The following is a 16,352-nucleotide window of genomic DNA, read 5'->3' on the forward strand; positions in this document are numbered from 1 at the left end:
ATTCATTTTCCTTGCAGCGGCGCGGCGAGCGGGTGTGCATCGCGCGCCTGGGGTTTGACGGACAGCGTGAGGATCACCGCGGCGACCAGCGCGGCGCTCATGAACGCGTACGACGCGACGGGCGAGCCGGTCGCGCCGTTCAGGTAGCCGACGAAATACGAGCCGACGAACGAGCCGAGCGCGCCCATGCTGTTGATCAGCGCCATCGCGCCGCCGGCGACGTTCTTCGGCAGCAGTTCCGGAACGATCGCGAAGAACGGCCCGTACGGCGCGTACATCGCGGCGCCTGCGACCACCAGCAGCGCATACGAGATCCAGAAGTGGCTCGAGCCGAGCGCATACGACGCCGCGAACGCGGCCGCGCCGATCAGCAGGAACGGCCACACGAAGCCGCGGCGCGAGCCGACCTTGTCGGACGCCCACGACGCGGCGAGCATCGCGATCGTCGCGGCCAGGTACGGCAGCGCGGACAGCCAGCCGGTCGCGACCATGCCGAGCGCGGAGCCGTTCTTCACGATCGACGGCAGCCACAGCACGAAGCCGTACACGCCGATGCTCCAGCAGAAGTACTGCGCGCACAGCTTGATCACGGCCGGCGAGCGGAACGCCTCGCCGTAGTTGCGCATCGGCTTGATCGCCGCCTGCTCGGCCGCGAGCGCCGCGTCGAGGTCGCGCTTTTCCTGCGCGGTGAGCCAGGTGGCCTGCGCGGGCTTGTCCTGCACCAGGAACCACCAGCACACGGCCCACAGGATCGCCGGCACGCCCTCGGCGACGAACATGTGGCGCCAGCCGAATTCATGCACCAGGTAGCCCGACACGACCGACATCCACAGCACCGTGACCGGGTTGCCGAGGATCAGGAACGTGTTCGCGCGCGAGCGCTCGTTCTTCGTGAACCAGTTGCTGATGTAGATCAGCATCGCCGGCATCACGGCCGCCTCGACGACGCCTAGCACGAAGCGGATCGCCATCAGCGAAGGGATGTTGCTGACCACGCCCGTGAGCGCCGCGCATGCGCCCCACAGGATGAGGCTGACGAACACCAGCTTCTTGACGCTGCGCCGTTCCGCGTAGATCGCGCCGGGGATCTGGAAGAAGAAGTAGCCGAGGAAGAACAGCGCGCCGATCAGCGACGACAGGCCCTTGCTGATGCCGAGATCCTGGTTGATGCCCGCCGCCGCCGCGAACCCGTAGTTCGCGCGGTCGAGATAGGCGAGGCTGTAGGTGATGAAGACGATCGGCATGATCGTCCACCAGCGACGTGCGGCGAGATTGGCAGTCATGGGTGTGTCTCCTGTGTCGACCGGAGTTAGCGCTTTAGCGCTTACTCCGGTCCCATGCTTTGCGGTCGACCGGAGTTGGCGCTTCAGCGCTTACTCCAGTCCCATGCTATGCGGTCGACCGAAGTTGGCGCTTCAGCGCTTACTCCGGTCCCATGCTTTGCGATCGACCGAAGTTGGCGCTTTAGCACTTACTCCAGTCCCATGCTATGCGATCGACCGAAGTTGGCGCTTTAGCGCTTGCCCCGGTCCCACGCAAAACAGTGCGTAATGATCGAAATGAGTTCGCGATTGTGCCGTGGACGGCATCTCATTGCGCCGCGAAGGTTTCCTCTAGACGATCGGGCCGATTGCTGACGGTTTCGATACGATCGAGCTCCGTGCGCGTCGGCAGGCCTTCCGAGTCGCCGATCACCTGGATCGCCAGCGCGCCGATCCGGTTGCCGCGCGCGACCGCCTGCTCCATCGGCCTGCCTTCGAGCAGCGCGCTCACGACGCCGACCGCGAAGCCGTCGCCGGCGCCGACCGTGTCGACGACGCGCGCGACACGCTCGCCGTCGACCGTGCCTTCACGGCCGTCGGCGCACCGGTAATACGCGCCCTGCGCGCCGAGCTTGATCACGACGCCGCGCGCGCCCTGGTCCAGATAAAAGCGCGCGATGTCGGCCGGCGCGTCGCGACCGGTCAGCTGCCGGCCTTCGGCCAGGCCCGGCAGCACCCAGTCGGCGAGCGCGGCGAGCGCGTTCAGCGTGCTCGCCATCGCGTCGGCGGACGGCCACAGCGTCGGGCGCAGGTTCGGATCGAACGAAATCGTCTTGCCGGCCGCGCGCATTTCCCGGGCCAGGTGAAACGCGAGCTCGCACGACGACGCGGAAATCGCCGGCGCAACGCCCGTCAGGTGCAGGTGGCGCGCGCCGAGCACGTAGTCGGCCACGTAATCGGCGCACGACAGGTGGCTTGCCGCCGAGCCCTTGCGGAAATACTCGACGGTCGGATCGCTGCCGTCGTCGCTGCGCGACTTCAGCTGGAAGCCGGTCGGATAACGTTCGTCTACCGTCACGCACGACGCGTCGATGCCTTCGCGCGCCAGTGTGTCGAGCACGTAGCCGCCGAACGAATCGCGGCCGACGCGGCTCAGGTAGCCGACCCGAAAGCCGAGCCGGGACAGGCCGATCGCGACGTTCAGGTCGGCGCCCGCGATCCGCTTCGTGAATTGCGACGCATGCGCGAGGTGGCCGGGCTCGGCGGCGACGAACATCGCCATCGCTTCGCCGTAGGTGACGACATCGAGGGGTTGCTGCATGGGTGGTTTCCTCCGGATCCTTCTTGCGTACGGCCGTTCGTGCGTTATGCGGCCTCGAGCCACGCCACGCGCCGACGCGCATCGCCGGCCAGATCGGCGGCATCGAACGGAAACTCGATGCCGCGCGGCACGTCCCGCGGCAGCGCCGCCAGCACCGCGGCGACGAGCGGGTCGTGCGGCGCCGGCGCGGCCGCGAAACGGCGCGCGCCCTCGCCTTCGACGGCCTTGCAATGAATGTATTCGACATGCGGCGCAAGTGCCTGCGCGCACGCGAGCGGCGCTTCGCCCGGCCATTGCCAGTTGCCGATGTCGAACGTCATGCCGAGCGCGCGCGGCGCGCCGGCCGCGGCGAGCGCCGCGAACAGGTCGCGGAACTGCGCGAACGCGCCGCCCACCGCCAGTTGGCCGTTCTCGACCACCACGCGGGCGCGGGCGTCGCGGGACAGCGCGACGATGTCGGCCGCATGCGCGTCGCCGGCAAAGCCGCCGAGCTGGAATTTCACGAAGCGCGCGCCGAGCGCGTCGGCTTCGGCGAGCGCGTCGCGCAGCGCGTCGGCGTCGAGCGCGCCGGTTTCGGTGTACAGCGTCGCGGGCGTCGAATACACCGACCAGATGCCGTGCGCCGCCAGGTGCGCGCCCAGTGCGGCCAGCGCGTCGCGTGCCGCGTCCGCGTCGGACGCGAACAGCTCGCGCCGCACCTCGAAGCCGGCTGCGCCCGCCTGCGCGGCGGTCGCGACGAATGCCCGGTGGCCCTCCTGTCGCACCCGGTCCATCCCGAATGCGCTCGCCACGATCACGATGTCTGCCATGTTTGCCCTTCTATTGCCGGAATTGGAACCGGTTCCATCAATGTGAGACGGATGGTGCGCCTCGGGGTGGGCCGGCGCCATAGTGGAAATCCCTAGGAATCGGCCGGCCAGGGTTCGCCGCGAGGCAACCGGGCTGCATCAGGACGCGTGGCGGCCGATCTCGTCGAGCCACGCGCCGTGCAGGCACCGCACTGCCCAGTCGATGTCGTCGTCGGTCGTCTCGACGCCGACCGACAGCCGCACCGCGCCGGCGACACGCGCGGCATCGCCCCCCATCGCCGCGACGGCGCTCTCGCCCGCCATGCCGCCGACGACGCGCGCGGGCCCGGCCGACGCGGCGAGCCGGTCGTCGAGCGCGGCCAGCAACGCGCGCGCGTTGCAGCCGGGAAAGGACACGTTCAGGGTGTTCGGCAGGCGCGCGTCCGGCGAGCCGTTCAGCAGCAGGCCCGGCACGCACTCGAACAGCGCGCGCGCCAGGCGGTCGCGCGCCGCGCGCATCGCCTGCGCGCGCCGCGACAATTGCGTATCCGCGAGCCGCGCCGCCGCGCCGAGGCCGACGATCAGCGGCACGCTTTCCGTGCCGGGGCGCAGCCCGAACTCCTTCGGCACGCCGTGCAGCAGCGGCACGAGCGGCAGCGCCGGATCGCGCACCAGCGCGCCGACGCCGGGCGGGCCGTAGAACTTGTGCCCCGACAGCGTCAGCATGTCGACGCCGAGCGCGTGCACGTCGACCGGCACCTTGCCGATGCTTTGCGACGCGTCGGTATGCACCCGCGCGCCGCATGCGCGGCTGCGCGCGGCGAACACGCCCAGCGGCTGCACGACGCCCGTTTCGTTGTTCGCGTGCGCGAGCGACACGAGCCGCGTCTGCGGCGTCAGGCATGCATCGAACGCGTCGATGCGCAGCGTGCCGTACCCGTCCACCGGCACGGTCGCGACGTCCCACCCGTGCGTGCGCAACGCGGCCGCCGCGTACTGGATCGACGGATGCTCGACCGCGCTCACGATCATCCGCCGCGCGGGCCCCGCGCGCGCGGCGTCCGACCACGCGAAGCCGGCGAGCGCCAGGTTGTTCGCTTCGGTCGCGCCGCTCGTGAACACGATCCACTCGGGCGTGACGCCGACCAGCGCCGCGACGGCCGCCCGCGCACCGTCGAGCGCGTCGCGCGCGAGCCGCCCCTGCCGGTGCGATGCCGACGGATTGCCGTACACGTCGCGCCAGTAAGGCGCCATCGCGTCGATCACTTCCGGCGCGACCGGCGTGCGCGCATTGAAGTCGAGGTAGACGAACCGCTCGCCGGCGCCCGGCCTTGCCGCGTCGGCTCTGCTCATAGCGAGAAGAAGTCGACCTTCAGCCGCGGCACGTAATTCGACATGTCCGTGTAGTACTGGATCACCTGGTCGTGGAACTGGTCGAACGCGTGCTTGACGTCGTGCATATGGTTGATCGCCAGGTGCGCGGCGTCGGCCGGCACGTGTTGCGTGCGCGCGAGCGCCTGCTCCAGCAGGCCCGCATGGCCGGCGCCGACGTCGATCCGCATGTGGCGCATCAGCCCGTCGAACACGTCCGCGTCGAGCCCGGCCGTGCGCGCGATCTCGCGCCACGCGCCGCGCGCGCCGGCCTCCTCGTCCGGGCTCGCCTCGATCAGCTTCAGGCAGCACAGGTAGCCGAGCGACGACGCGCGGCCGACCTCGCACAGCATGTTGACGAGCGACAGCGTGCCGATCACGGGATGCGCGTCGCGGATCTGCTCGCGCGGGATGCCGAGCTTCTCGACCGACGCGGCGATCAGCCCGTGATGCGCATACTCGTCGGCCAGGTAGCCGCACAGCAGCTCGGCCGTCGCCTGCTCGCGGCAGTGCGCTATCGCGGCGCCGATGTGGCGCGGCGCGAGCCGCACGAAGTGATACGTCTCGAGCAGCAGGCCGGCGATCAGGTCGCGGCTGGCCTCGCCGCGCTCGAGCATGCCGAACAGCCGGTGATAGCCGATCTGCGCGCGCCACATCCGGGTGCTGCGGTTCACCCGCTCGAGGAAATCCGCCACGGCAATCGTCGCGGCCGGCCGTTCGCGGCGCAGCAGGCCGAGCTCGCCCAGTTGCCCGACGATCGTCCGTACGCTGCCATACGACACGTCCGAGCGCTGCGCGATGTCCTCGAGCGTGTGCCGCCCGTCCAGGTAGCGCTTCATGCGCAGAAACGCGTCGCGCGTGCCCTGCACCTGCTCGAGCTCGAAGCGCTCGTCGCCCACGATCATCGCCAGCCGCTCGCCGGCCAGCGCCACGAGCGTGCAATGCCGCAGCCGCGGCCGCTCGCCGGTTTCCGTCGTCTCGCCCATGTCCCCGTCTCCTGGTTCTTTCGAGCGTCCACCGATTCGTTTTCCGAAACGATCGCCGCGCGCGGTGATCCACGGAAAACAATCGCACATGCCATTAAATCGATCTTGAATCGCGCAAACGTTGTACTAGATTATCCCCAGGATTCCTGTAATTCAAGAAATCCGCAAATGCTTAAAATAACGTTCTCTTTTCCAAGAAAATAAATCGGGGCTCCATTCCATCGAATCACTCCACCGCATTTGAAGATCGGAGATGCCGCCGCTCCGGTGCCGCATGGCCGCGGCATGGCTGCGTGCCGCGCTAATGGCGGCCGGGCGCTTGCGCCCTTTTCCATCGTCGGAGGTTGCTATGAGTGAACCGCTTACTGTCATCGTGCCGCGAGGCACCAAGGTCGCCGTCAAGGAAGTCGACGCGCTGCACACCGTCGACCCGCGCGCCGGCGCCGATCGCCACGCGCTGATCGTCGGCGGCGCCGATCTGAAGGTGGCGATCGCGAAGCAGGCGGACGGCCTGCCGCTTTCCGCCCGCGCCGCGTTCATGACCATGTGCGGGTGAATATCCGCCCATGAATCATCCGCACAACGGATAAAAGGAAACAAGACCGACATTTTTATTTCGTTCCAGATTTCTCCGCAAATCCCCCAGCCCGATTATTCGAATCAGGCCGGACGCCCTTTCATTTTCAAAACGGTGATCGACATGGCAAATACGCAGCAGGCAACGGTTCATGAAGTGAAAAACGCCGAAACGGGCAAGAACGTGTTCGACGGCCACAAGGTGGATCTCTACATCAATACGGGCACGCTCGGCGGCAAGCACTATCTTGTCACCGTGAACAAGCCCGACGGCACGCCGACGCTGATCGCGATCCACCTGTAATCGCCGCGGCACCGGTTCAGCCTGTTGCGGGGCGAGCCGCGCGCCCGCCCCGCGCGCCCTCTTCGGGAGTGTCATCATGGAACGGATCGAATCGCCGGCGCCACGCCCGCGGCTGGTGGCGCCCGTCGCGCTGCGGCACGTCGACGCGCTGCCCGGCAGCCCGCACGCCGCCGTCGCGCTCGCGCGCACGCTCGACCAGTTCGACGGCCGCCACGATCTCGACGAGATCGCGCGCGACGAGCCCGACCTGCCGCGCGCGCTGCTCGACGAACTGGTCGGCTCGCTCGACGAGGCCGGCCTGATCGACGACGACGCGCCGGTCGCGAGCCGCCCCGGCTCGGAAGTGATCCTCGAGATCGAGGATCTCGTCGAGCAGTACGCCGAGCAGACGCTGTACCGCAATCCGTTCTGGCGCGCGTGCCTCGACACGCGGGCGCCGGGCGACCTGCCCGAACGGCTCGCGATCGGCATGGTGATCGAGAACTGGCACTTCCTGTTCCGCGAAAGCTATTTCGATGCGCCCGTGCTGTCCTACGTGCCGAGCACGCCGGTGCGGCTCACGCTCAACCGCTTCTTTTCCGAGGAGTACGGGCACGACGAGATCCTGCTGCGCGCGCTGAATTTCGCGGGGCTCACCCGCGCCGACATGCTCGATGCGATCCCGCTGCCCGAGACGATGGGGCTGTGCAACGCGCTCGCGTACTGGTCGCACAGCGATCCGCTGTTCTTCTTCACCACGCTCGGCCTGCTCGAAGGCCAGGGCCTGCAGCACGACAGCTTCATCCAGGCGTGCGAGCGCGCGCAACTCCCCGACGGGCTCGTCGGCCCGCTCAAGACGCACGCGAACATCAACCTCAACGCCGCGCACGGCAGCCTGACGCGCGCGATCTTCCAGGACATCCCGGTGCTCGACGCCGCCACCGTCGCGCGCGTGAAGGCCCAGCTGCGGCTGTTCGTCGAGCTCTACGACGATTTCTACACGGCCGTCTGGCGCTACTACACCTCCGATGCGCCGCTGCTGCGGCGCGTGTCCGACCTGTGAGGCGACCATCATGGACAGCACGCTAGCGGCTCCCGCGATGCCGAAATTCCGCGGCATCGTCACCTCGCAGGTCACGGATACCGGCGCCGTGCTGAGCGCCGGCGGCCGGCAGTGCGCGTTCCAGTTCGCGCCGGACGAGGCGAACGACGTCGCGCGGCTGATCGGCGACCTGCACGTGGGCGGCCTGACGCCGCAGGAACTGGCGGCGCGCTCGCGCCGCATCGCCGACAAGATTCCGCCGCTGCTCGCCGATTTCAACGCGCTGCGCCTGCTGATCGAATCGGACCCGCGCCGCGCCGCCGCCGCGACGAGCGGCGCGCAGCTCTACCGCGACATCCGCCGGATCGCGGATCGCACGGCCGCGCGCAGCGCGCGCTCGGCGTTCCTGCGCGCGCTGGTCGAGCAGCAGGCGACGCGCCGGCAACTGATCGGCTATGCGCTCGAGTATTACTGGATCGTGCGCGCGGCGCCGGGGCTGATCGGCCCCGCGCTCGGCTGGGCCGCCAGCGCCGAAGAGCGCGCGCTGCTGCAGGATTTCCTGAAATCGGAGCTCGGGCACGACCGGTTTCTCGCGGCGTCGCTGAAGGCGGTGGGACTCGCGGAGGCCGTCATCGAGCAGCACCAGCCGCTGCCCGCCACCTTTTCGCTCGCGGCCGCGCTCGGCGTGCACGCGCGCCAGCATCCGCTGTCGTTCAAGGCGAGCCTGTTCCTGTTCGAACGCGCGCAGCCCGCGTTCATCGACGCGTTCGACGCGCGCTGCGTCGCGCTCGGCCTGCCCGAAGCGTTCTACCGGCCGCTGCGCGCGCACGCCGACCTGAACGACACGTACCGCCACGAGGACATCTCGCGGCAGCTGATGGCGCTCGACGCCGCGATCGATCCCGAGGCGTGCACGGTCACGAAACGCAACGTCTCGCTGATGGTCGAGACGCTGGTGCGCCAGGAGCACGCCATCCTCGCCTACTACGCCGACGACAGCGCGCCGCTGCCGCGCATCTTCCATTGAGGGTCGCCACATGGAACTCTGGACGTTTCAGCGTTATCGGTCGCCGCGCCTGTTCGTCGACGCGATCCACCACGAACCGGGCTCGGCGCTCGTCAGCCTGCGCGCGGGCGCGCACGAATACCGGCTGGCGTTCGACGCCACCGACGCCGCCGATCAGATCGCCGCGCAGCTCGACGACCTGACCGACGCCGCATCGCCGCTGTGGTCGACGCTGCGCGACAGCGAGCCCGACTCCGGCTGGCATGCGCTCGGCACGTTTCTCGATACGCATTCGCTGATCGGCGAGGCCGGCGACGCGGCCACCGATGCGCTCGCGGCACAGGCGGCGCGCATCGACACATGCATCGCGCAGACGGTCGCCGCGAGCCTCGCGGGGCTCGACTCCGCGCGGCGCGACGCGATCGCGCGCGACGCCGCGTCGCTGCGGCTGCACCTCGAACGGCCCGCATCCGGGCCCACGCTGTTCGACGCGGACGACGACCCGTTCGACGCGCAGGCCGAACCCAACTTCCATCTCGCGCTGCTGCGCATCGAGTTCGAATACTTCCGCCGCGCGGTGCCGCTCACGCTGGCGGCCGTCGACCTGATGCTCGACGCGTTCTCCGGCGCGCCCCGCGCAAGCGCGGCGCACGATGCGCGGTTCGACACGGCCGGGCTGTACGACGAGCACGACCTGATGTCGCACCTGTGGCTCGTCGCGTCGAGCCTCGTCGCCGCGAGCGGCGACGACGCGCAGCGGCTGCCGTGCGCGGACCTGCCGCCCGTGTCGCTGTCGAACGGGCTCGAGTTCATGCGGCAGACCGAGCTGATCACGCGCGAGACGCTGAACCGCTGGGGCGAGAATCCGTACGTGAGCGCGGTCGATGCGCTGAACGGCGGCTACGCGCCGCTCGTCGCGGGCCCGTTCATCGAGCAGTACCACGTGACGCGGCGCTTCGTCGAGATCATCGCGCCGCTGCTGAGCATGCGGCTCAGCATCCCGCTGCGCGCGATGATGTTCCGCTACTACGGCGAGGAATACGGCCACGAGGCGCTCGAAAGCACGACCTGCGAGGCTCTCGGCGTCGCGCCCGGCCAGCTCGCGCGGATCGTGCCGCTGCCGCTGCACTTCGCGTTCGTCGACGCGCTCACGCTGCTCGCCGATGCCGACCCGGTGTCGTCGTTCGCCGCGATCATGGTCGTCGAGGGGATCTTCGGCGAGCCGCCGAAGATGTCGCTGCGCCTGATGGCCGCGGTCAAGGACAACGACGCGTTCCACAGCGTGTCCGGCGATCACGAGGAGTTGAACGAATCGCTGAACCACAACAGCATCTCGCGCGACATGTTCGAGCGGATCGCCGCGATCGGCCCGGCACGGCAGGCGCTCGCGATGCGCCGCATCCTGTTCCTGCTCGAGCTGAACCATCGCGCATGGAGCGGCATCGCCGGGTTCTACGGCGCGCAATCCACGCTCGTGCTGCACGGCCCGTACGGCCGGCTGCTCGACCCGCGCGGCTGACGGCGCCCGGCCGCTTCACGTGCACGAGGAGGACCCCATGAACGCACACTACGACTACATCGTCATCGGCTCCGGTTCGGCGGGCAGCATCGTCGCCGGGCGGCTCGCCGCTCATCCGTCGATCAAGGTGCTGCTGCTCGAGGCCGGGCCGCTCGCGTCGCATTACCCGGCGATCCGCGACCCGAACCAGATCAACTGCCTGTACGGCATCGAAGCGATTCACTGGGGCTACAAAAGCGTGCCGCAGACGCGCATGAACGATCGCGTGATGGACGTCTGGCGCGCGAAGGTGACGGGCGGCTGCACCGCGCACAACGACATGGTCTACGTGCGCGGCGCCCCCGCCGACTTCGACCAGTGGGCGAGCCAGTACGGCTGCGTCGGCTGGCGCTACCAGGATGTCGCGCCGCACTTCGAGCAGGTCGAAAGCATGCTGCAGCCGACCACCACCACGCGCAACGCATTCGGCCAGGCGTTCGTGAGCGCGTGCGAGCAGCTCGGCCACCGCTTCAACCCGAACTACAACGACGGGCGCCCGATGGCCGGCGTGTCGCCGCTGCGCTCGACGATCGACGCGCGCTTCGAGCGCGTCACGAGCTACCAGCGCTACGTCGAGCCGCTGCTCGCGCGGCAGACGAACCTGACGCTGGCCGACGAATCGCTCGTCGAGCGGATCGAATTCAGCAGCACGCGGCGCGCGGCTGCCGTGTACTACATCCGCGGCGGCGAGCGCGTGCGCGCGGCGGCCAGCCGGGAAATCGTGCTGTGCGCCGGCGCCATCAACTCGCCGCAGATCCTGATGCGCTCCGGCATCGGCGACGCCGCGCAGCTGCGGCGGCTCGGCATCCCCGTGCAGGCGGACCTGCCGGGCGTCGGCGCGAACCTGATGGATGCGCTGATCTTCCAGGGCATCTGGACGTCGAAGCAGCCGATCCTCGACCAGCCCGTCAACGAGGGTTACGCGATCGTCTGGGCAAACGCGAACGCCGACGGCCAGCCCGCCAATGCGGCCGAGATGATGCGCGGGCGCTATACGTGCGGACAGTCGGAGCACGAGCTGCGCAGCTTCTATTCGGTGACGGGCGACATGATGCGGCTGCAGAGCCGGGGCCGCGTCGCGCTGCGCTCGGCCGATCCGGCCGTCGCGCCGCTGATCGACATGAACTTCCTGTCGGCGCCGGGCGACTTCGAGCAGTGCGTGCAGGGCTTCGAGCTGATGCGCTCGCTCGGCAACGCGCCGGGGCTGTCGGCGTGGCGCGGCGAAGAACAGGCGCCCGGCCCGTCGGTACGCACGCCCGGCGAGATCCGCAACTGGATCCTGAAAAACGCCGGCTCGCTGAGCCACCCGGTCGGCACCTGCCGGATGGGCGTCGGCCACGACGCGGTGGTCGATCCGCAGCTGCGCGTGCGCGGGGTCGAGGGGCTGCGGGTGGTCGACGCGTCGATCATGCCGCGCATCACGTCCGGGCACACGCAGGGGCCGGCGCTGATGATCGGCGAGAAAGGCGCCGCGCTGGTGCTCGCGCACGCTTGACGGCGGGCGTGACGGCGGGCGCCCCGCCCGTCACCCGAGCGTCTGCGCGAGGCTCATCGCCAGAAACTGCGCGGCGAGCCGCGACGGCGCGGCGCCGTGCGGCACGAGGATCGAGAAGTGCCGCGTGAGCGGCGCGGGCGCGAGCGAGCGCATCGCGAGCGCCGCATCGTCGTGCCGCAGCGACATCGCCGACACGAAGCCGACGCCCATGCCCGCGCGCACCGCTTCCTTCACCGCCTCGACGCCCGCGATCTCGAGCGCGACGCGCATCGGCGCGCCCGCGCTCGCGAACGCGCGCTCGACGAGCTGGCGCACGCCCGAGCCGGCCTCGCGCAGCACCAGCGGATGCGCGGCGAGCGCATCGAGCGTTACGCCGCCCCCATCGCCGCCTTGGCCGCCACCGCCCGCGCGCGCCGCCAGCGGGTGCCCGGCCGGCATGATCGCGACGATCTCGTCCTCGTGCCAGCGATGCGCGGCCGTGCCGGGCGGCAGCGCCTCGCCCGGCGGCCCCTCGATCAGCGCGATGTCGAGCGACGGCAGCGCGGCGACCACCTCGGCGGTGTTGCCGCTCATCGTCTGGATCGCGACGCGCGGCGCCGTCGGCTGGAACGCGGCGATCAGGTACGGCAGCAGGTAGCTCGCCGGCGTCGTGCTCGCGCCGATCCGCAGCGTGCCGGCCTCCAGCCCGCGCACCGCATCGCGGAACGCGCGCGCCTGCGCATACGTGTCGCGCAGCGAAGTCGCGTAATGCGACAGCTGCTCGCCGATCGGCGTCAGGCGGATGCCGCGGCCGTCGCGCTGGTACAGCGGCTCGCCGAACTCGTCCTGCAGCAGGCGCAGCTGGCCGGATACCGCCGGCTGCGACAGGTGCAGCGCCAGCGCGGCGCGGCTGATGTTCAGGTGCTCGGCGACGGCCGCGAAAGTTATCAGTTGATCCGGGGTCATGGCGATGAATTATCGGCTTTCCGGATAGTTTATGTCACAAATCACAATTTTTCATATCGATATAACGAAACTAGCATTAGGGCATTGAAATGACGATCCGATCCGGGTTCCATATGTCCACTGCTCCCGCCCCTCATCTGAATCACGCCGCGCCGTCGATGCGCGGCCAGTTGAACGGCATCCTGTTCGTCGCGCTGTTCGCCGCGGCCGTGACGAGCCTGTCCGAATTGCCCGCGATCGCCGGGCTCGGCCTGTCCCCGCTGATCGTCGGCATCGTCGCAGGCGCGTTGTACGGCAATGCGCTGCGCGACGGCATGCCGGCCAGCTGGGCTGCCGGCGTGAATTTCTCGGCGCGCAAGCTGCTGCGCATCGCGGTCGCGTTCTTCGGGCTGCGCGTGAGCCTGCAGGAAATCGCGCAGGTCGGCCTGCCGGGGCTGACGGTGTCGGTGCTGATCGTCGTCAGCACGCTCGCGATCGGCACCTGGGCCGGCATGAAGCTGATGAAGCTCGACCGCGATTCGGCGCTGCTGACCGCCGCCGGCAGCGCGATCTGCGGCGCGGCCGCCGTGCTCGCGTTCGAATCGACGCTGCAGTCGAAGCCGCACCAGAGCGCGATGGCGGTGGGCAGCGTCGTGCTGTTCGGCACGCTGTCGATGTTCCTGTACCCGCTCGCCTACCACGCCGGCTGGCTGAACCTCGACGCGGCCGGCCTCGGCCTGTTCTTCGGCGGGACGATCCACGAGGTGGCGCAGGTGGTCGGCGCGGCGAGCGACGTGAGCCCGCAGGTCGCGCATATCGCGACGATCGTCAAGATGACCCGCGTGATGCTGCTGGTACCGGTGCTGCTCGCGCTCGGCTGGTGGCTCGCCCGCTCGGCGAAGGCCACGGCGACGGCCGGCGGCGCGCACGGCAAGCGCAGGATCGCGGTGCCGTGGTTCGCGCTCGGCTTCCTCGGCTTCGTGATCGTCAACTCGCTGAACGTGCTGCCGGGCGAGCTCACGCACACGCTCAACGTGCTCGACACGTTCGCGCTGACGATGGCGATGACGGCGCTCGGCATCGAGACCCGCGTGTCGCAGATCCGCGAAGCCGGCCCCCGCGCGCTGACCACCGGCCTGATCCTGTACGTGTGGCTGATCGCCGGCGGCTACGGCATCACCTGGGCCGTGCAGCGCTGGCTTGGCTGAGCCGCGCGCCCGTGCCGCCTCGCGCGCCGCGCCCGCCGGGAAGGTCCCGCGGGCGCGGCGCAGTGCTATGCTTCGCGTCGTTTTCCACGGTCCTCGCTCAGTCGTGCTTTCTTTCCTGCTGAAGCTGCGCACCCGCGCCCAGACGCTGTTCCGCCTGTCGGACGCTCACACGATGCTGATCTGGTCGGTGATCGTCGGGATCGGCGGCGCTTTCGCCACGATCGCGTTCCGCGAGGGCATCGAACTGATGCAGCGCGCGATCTCGGGCCACAGCGGCAGCTTCGTCGAGATGGCGAAGCGGCTGCCGTGGTACGTGCGCTTCTGGCTGCCCGCCGCGGGCGGCTTCCTGGCCGGCTGCGTGCTGCTGTTCGCGAACCGCGGCGAATCGAAGACGAGCAAGACCGACTACATGGAAGCGGTCGCGCTCGGCAACGGCGTCGTGCCGGTGCGGCAGAGCCTGTGGCGCAGCGTGTCGTCGCTGCTGACGATCGGCACCGGCGGCTCGATCGGCCGCGAAGGCCCGATGGTGCAGCTCGCCGCGCTCGCCGCGTCGCTGGTCGGCCGCTTCGCGCACTTCGACCCGCCGCGCCTGCGCCTGCTCGTCGCGTGCGGCGCGGCGGCCGGCATCACGTCCGCGTACAACGCGCCGATCGCCGGCGCGTTCTTCGTGTCCGAAATCGTGCTCGGCGCGATCGCGATGGAAAGCTTCGGGCCGATGGTGGTCGCGTCGGTCGTCGCGAACATCGTGATGCGCGAGTTCGCCGGCTACCGGCCGCCGTACGAGATGCCCGTGTTCCCGGCCGTCACGGGCCCCGAGGTGCTGCTGTTCGTCGTGCTCGGCCTGCTGTGCGGCGTGCTCGCGCCGCAGTTCCTGCACCTGCTCGACGCGTCGAAGCACCAGTTCAGGCGGCTGCCCGTGCCGCTGCCGGTGCGGCTCGCGCTCGGCGGCCTGGTCGTCGGCGTGATCTCGATCTGGGTGCCGGCCGTGTGGGGCAACGGCTACAGCGTCGTGAACCAGATCCTGCATTCGCCGTGGACCTGGCAGGCGCTCGTCGCGGTGCTGGTGTTCAAGGTGCTCGCGACCGCCGCGACGGCAGGCTCCGGCGCGATCGGCGGGGTCTTCACGCCGACGCTGTTCGTCGGCGCGGTGTTCGGCTCGCTGTTCGGGCTCGGGATGCAAGCGCTGTGGCCGGGGCACACGTCCGCGTACTTCGCGTACGCGATGGTCGGGATGGGCGCGTTCATGGCGGGCGCGACGCAGGCGCCGCTGATGGCGATCCTGATGATCTTCGAGATGACGCTGAGCTACCAGGTCGTGCTGCCGCTGATGGTGTCGTGCGTGGTCGCCTACTTCGTCGCGCGCGCGACCGGCACGACGTCGATGTACGAGATCACGCTGCATCACCACCAGGACGCGCTGGAGCGCCTGCGGCTGCGCACCACGCAGATGCGCGAGCTGATCCAGCCCGCGCAGACGGTCGTGCCGCTCACCGCGAGCGTCGCCGACATGACCCGCGTGTTCCTCGAATATCCGGTGAAATACCTGTACGTGACCGACGAGGCCGGGCGCTTCCGCGGCGCGGTCGCGCTGAAGGACATCACGTCCGACCTGCTCGACAAGCGGGACACGACCGACAAGACGGCCGCGCACTACGTGCACACGCCGTTCCCGCTGCTAACCCCCGACATGCCGCTCGGCACCGCGCTCGAGCACTTCATGTGCTTCCAGGGCGAGCGCCTGCCGGTGATCGAGAGCGTCGCGGAGCCGACGCTCGCGGGCGTCGTCTACAAGACGTCGCTGCTCGATGCGTACCGCAGGATGACGGGCGAGCGCTGATTCAGTCCGGCGCGCGCCCCAGCACCGCCCACGAGAAGAACCCCGCGAGCACCGCCTCGGCCGCCTCGGCCGACACCTGCTGCGGATCGGCCGTGTAGTACGACTGCACGCCGTCGCACAGGCTCATCAGCCCGAGCGCGAGCGTCTCGGCCGGCAGCCGCAGCGGCGTGCCCGAATGCTCCGCGAACGCGCGGATGATGTCGGCCATCTGCGTGCGCGATTCCTGCAGGAACTGGTTGAACCGCACGCGGAACTTCGCGTCGCGCGCCGCCTGCAGCTTCGCCTCGACCCACAGCAGGTGGCACCGGTCGTCGATATGCATCCGCCGGTAATAGGCCAGCGCGGTCGCCTCCATGTGCTCGCGCGTGCCGCCGCCCTGGAAGATCTGCCGCAACTCCGCCTGCATCGACGCGTGATCCCGCGCGAGCAGCTCGAACAACAGCTCCGCCTTGCTGCGGAAATTCGAATAGAACGCGCCGCGCGTATAGCCGGCCGCGGCCGTGATGTCCTCGACGCTCGCGGCGACGAAGCCTTTCTTCAGAAAAATGTCCTGCGCAGCACTCAGCAGACGCTCGCGCGTCTGGTCCTTGCTCTGCTCCCGGGTCAAGCGCTGTGGTTTCATGGCGCGAAGTCTAGCACTTTTCACCTTTCAAATTCATCTTTGCATTCAGATACAGGCGTGTATTAGAATGCGC

The 16,352-nt window shown here is 69.3% G+C and carries 15 protein-coding genes; 8 read left to right on the top strand and 7 right to left on the bottom strand.

All coding sequences use genetic code 11. The features are described from left to right. Positions 1 to 2: 2 nt before the first annotated feature. From HWY45_RS18535 to HWY45_RS18555, 5 genes are all read right to left on the bottom strand, one after another. Complete coding sequence (locus HWY45_RS18535; RefSeq protein ID WP_059801471.1) at positions 3 to 1,283, bottom strand: MFS transporter; 1,281 nt, start codon at positions 1,281 to 1,283, stop codon at positions 3 to 5. Positions 1,284 to 1,590: 307 nt separating this feature from the next. Continuing rightward, positions 1,591 to 2,583 (bottom strand): sugar kinase, encoded by a 993-nt coding sequence (locus tag HWY45_RS18540; protein WP_059881827.1) that lies wholly within the window; start codon positions 2,581 to 2,583, stop codon positions 1,591 to 1,593. Between the two features lie 44 nt (positions 2,584 to 2,627). Beyond that, a complete protein-coding gene (locus tag HWY45_RS18545) occupies positions 2,628 to 3,392 on the bottom strand; it encodes a TIM barrel protein (RefSeq protein ID WP_059561877.1) in 765 nt (254 codons plus the stop codon). 138 nt (positions 3,393 to 3,530) lie between these two features. Then, complete coding sequence (locus HWY45_RS18550; protein ID WP_059881825.1) at positions 3,531 to 4,724, bottom strand: cysteine desulfurase family protein; 1,194 nt, start codon at positions 4,722 to 4,724, stop codon at positions 3,531 to 3,533. Next, positions 4,721 to 5,728 carry an iron-containing redox enzyme family protein gene (locus HWY45_RS18555; RefSeq protein WP_059881823.1) on the bottom strand — a complete coding sequence of 336 codons (1,008 nt, stop codon included), beginning with the start codon at positions 5,726 to 5,728 and terminating at the stop codon, positions 4,721 to 4,723. The genes HWY45_RS18550 and HWY45_RS18555 overlap by 4 nt, the downstream gene beginning before the upstream one ends. Positions 5,729 to 6,077: 349 nt before the next feature. Between HWY45_RS18555 and HWY45_RS18560 the strand changes: the two genes are divergently transcribed. The 6 genes from HWY45_RS18560 (at position 6,078) to HWY45_RS18585 (ending at position 11,688) form a co-directional block, all read left to right on the top strand. Then, positions 6,078 to 6,284: a hypothetical protein gene (locus HWY45_RS18560; RefSeq protein WP_124483233.1), complete on the top strand. Its 207-nt coding sequence runs from the start codon at positions 6,078 to 6,080 to the stop codon at positions 6,282 to 6,284. 144 nt (positions 6,285 to 6,428) lie between these two features. Next, positions 6,429 to 6,608 (top strand): hypothetical protein, encoded by a 180-nt coding sequence (locus HWY45_RS18565; protein ID WP_017332138.1) that lies wholly within the window; start codon positions 6,429 to 6,431, stop codon positions 6,606 to 6,608. Positions 6,609 to 6,684: 76 nt separating this feature from the next. After that, positions 6,685 to 7,650 carry a heme oxygenase-like domain-containing protein gene (locus HWY45_RS18570; RefSeq protein ID WP_059881820.1) on the top strand — a complete coding sequence of 322 codons (966 nt, stop codon included), beginning with the start codon at positions 6,685 to 6,687 and terminating at the stop codon, positions 7,648 to 7,650. Between the two features lie 10 nt (positions 7,651 to 7,660). Next, a complete protein-coding gene (locus tag HWY45_RS18575; RefSeq protein WP_230942059.1) occupies positions 7,661 to 8,656 on the top strand; it encodes a TenA family protein in 996 nt (331 codons plus the stop codon). A 10-nt stretch (positions 8,657 to 8,666) separates the two neighbouring features. Next, entirely contained in the window at positions 8,667 to 10,154 is a 1,488-nt protein-coding gene (locus tag HWY45_RS18580) for a hypothetical protein (RefSeq protein ID WP_059881819.1), read from the top strand. Positions 10,155 to 10,191: 37 nt separating this feature from the next. After that, complete coding sequence (locus tag HWY45_RS18585) at positions 10,192 to 11,688, top strand: GMC family oxidoreductase (protein ID WP_059881817.1); 1,497 nt, start codon at positions 10,192 to 10,194, stop codon at positions 11,686 to 11,688. Between the two features lie 30 nt (positions 11,689 to 11,718). Here HWY45_RS18585 and HWY45_RS18590 read toward each other — a convergent pair whose 3' ends face one another. After that, entirely contained in the window at positions 11,719 to 12,633 is a 915-nt protein-coding gene (locus HWY45_RS18590) for a LysR family transcriptional regulator (RefSeq protein ID WP_059801455.1), read from the bottom strand. Between the two features lie 113 nt (positions 12,634 to 12,746). Between HWY45_RS18590 and HWY45_RS18595 the strand changes: the two genes are divergently transcribed. Beyond that, positions 12,747 to 13,820, top strand: coding sequence for a YeiH family protein (locus HWY45_RS18595; protein WP_081063315.1), 1,074 nt, complete (start codon positions 12,747 to 12,749; stop codon positions 13,818 to 13,820). A 103-nt stretch (positions 13,821 to 13,923) separates the two neighbouring features. Next, on the top strand, positions 13,924 to 15,657 hold the full coding sequence (locus HWY45_RS18600) for a ClcB-like voltage-gated chloride channel protein (RefSeq protein ID WP_196481497.1): 1,734 nt from the start codon (positions 13,924 to 13,926) through the stop codon (positions 15,655 to 15,657). Between the two features lies 1 nt (position 15,658). On the opposite strand, the gene HWY45_RS18605 is transcribed toward HWY45_RS18600, so the two are convergent. Then, positions 15,659 to 16,279 (bottom strand): TetR/AcrR family transcriptional regulator, encoded by a 621-nt coding sequence (locus tag HWY45_RS18605; RefSeq protein ID WP_059801450.1) that lies wholly within the window; start codon positions 16,277 to 16,279, stop codon positions 15,659 to 15,661. Positions 16,280 to 16,352 lie beyond the last annotated feature (73 nt).

Origin of the sequence: Burkholderia stagnalis (assembly GCF_902830275.1) — a bacterium.
GTDB lineage: Bacteria > Pseudomonadota > Gammaproteobacteria > Burkholderiales > Burkholderiaceae > Burkholderia > Burkholderia stagnalis.

What these genes read in the sequence shown, in the direction of transcription:
- HWY45_RS18560 (WP_124483233.1), top strand. Translation starts at nt 6,078, where the DNA reads ATGAGTGAACCGCTTACTGTCATCGTGCCGCGAGGCACCAAGGTCGCC.
- HWY45_RS18535 (WP_059801471.1), bottom strand. Translation starts at nt 1,283, where the DNA reads ATGACTGCCAATCTCGCCGCACGTCGCTGGTGGACGATCATGCCGATC.
- HWY45_RS18570 (WP_059881820.1), top strand. Translation starts at nt 6,685, where the DNA reads ATGGAACGGATCGAATCGCCGGCGCCACGCCCGCGGCTGGTGGCGCCC.
- HWY45_RS18565 (WP_017332138.1), top strand. Translation starts at nt 6,429, where the DNA reads ATGGCAAATACGCAGCAGGCAACGGTTCATGAAGTGAAAAACGCCGAA.
- HWY45_RS18590 (WP_059801455.1), bottom strand. Translation starts at nt 12,633, where the DNA reads ATGACCCCGGATCAACTGATAACTTTCGCGGCCGTCGCCGAGCACCTG.
- HWY45_RS18550 (WP_059881825.1), bottom strand. Translation starts at nt 4,724, where the DNA reads ATGAGCAGAGCCGACGCGGCAAGGCCGGGCGCCGGCGAGCGGTTCGTC.
- HWY45_RS18595 (WP_081063315.1), top strand. Translation starts at nt 12,747, where the DNA reads ATGTCCACTGCTCCCGCCCCTCATCTGAATCACGCCGCGCCGTCGATG.
- HWY45_RS18555 (WP_059881823.1), bottom strand. Translation starts at nt 5,728, where the DNA reads ATGGGCGAGACGACGGAAACCGGCGAGCGGCCGCGGCTGCGGCATTGC.
- HWY45_RS18545 (WP_059561877.1), bottom strand. Translation starts at nt 3,392, where the DNA reads ATGGCAGACATCGTGATCGTGGCGAGCGCATTCGGGATGGACCGGGTG.
- HWY45_RS18605 (WP_059801450.1), bottom strand. Translation starts at nt 16,279, where the DNA reads ATGAAACCACAGCGCTTGACCCGGGAGCAGAGCAAGGACCAGACGCGC.
- HWY45_RS18540 (WP_059881827.1), bottom strand. Translation starts at nt 2,583, where the DNA reads ATGCAGCAACCCCTCGATGTCGTCACCTACGGCGAAGCGATGGCGATG.
- HWY45_RS18585 (WP_059881817.1), top strand. Translation starts at nt 10,192, where the DNA reads ATGAACGCACACTACGACTACATCGTCATCGGCTCCGGTTCGGCGGGC.
- HWY45_RS18575 (WP_230942059.1), top strand. Translation starts at nt 7,661, where the DNA reads ATGGACAGCACGCTAGCGGCTCCCGCGATGCCGAAATTCCGCGGCATC.
- HWY45_RS18580 (WP_059881819.1), top strand. Translation starts at nt 8,667, where the DNA reads ATGGAACTCTGGACGTTTCAGCGTTATCGGTCGCCGCGCCTGTTCGTC.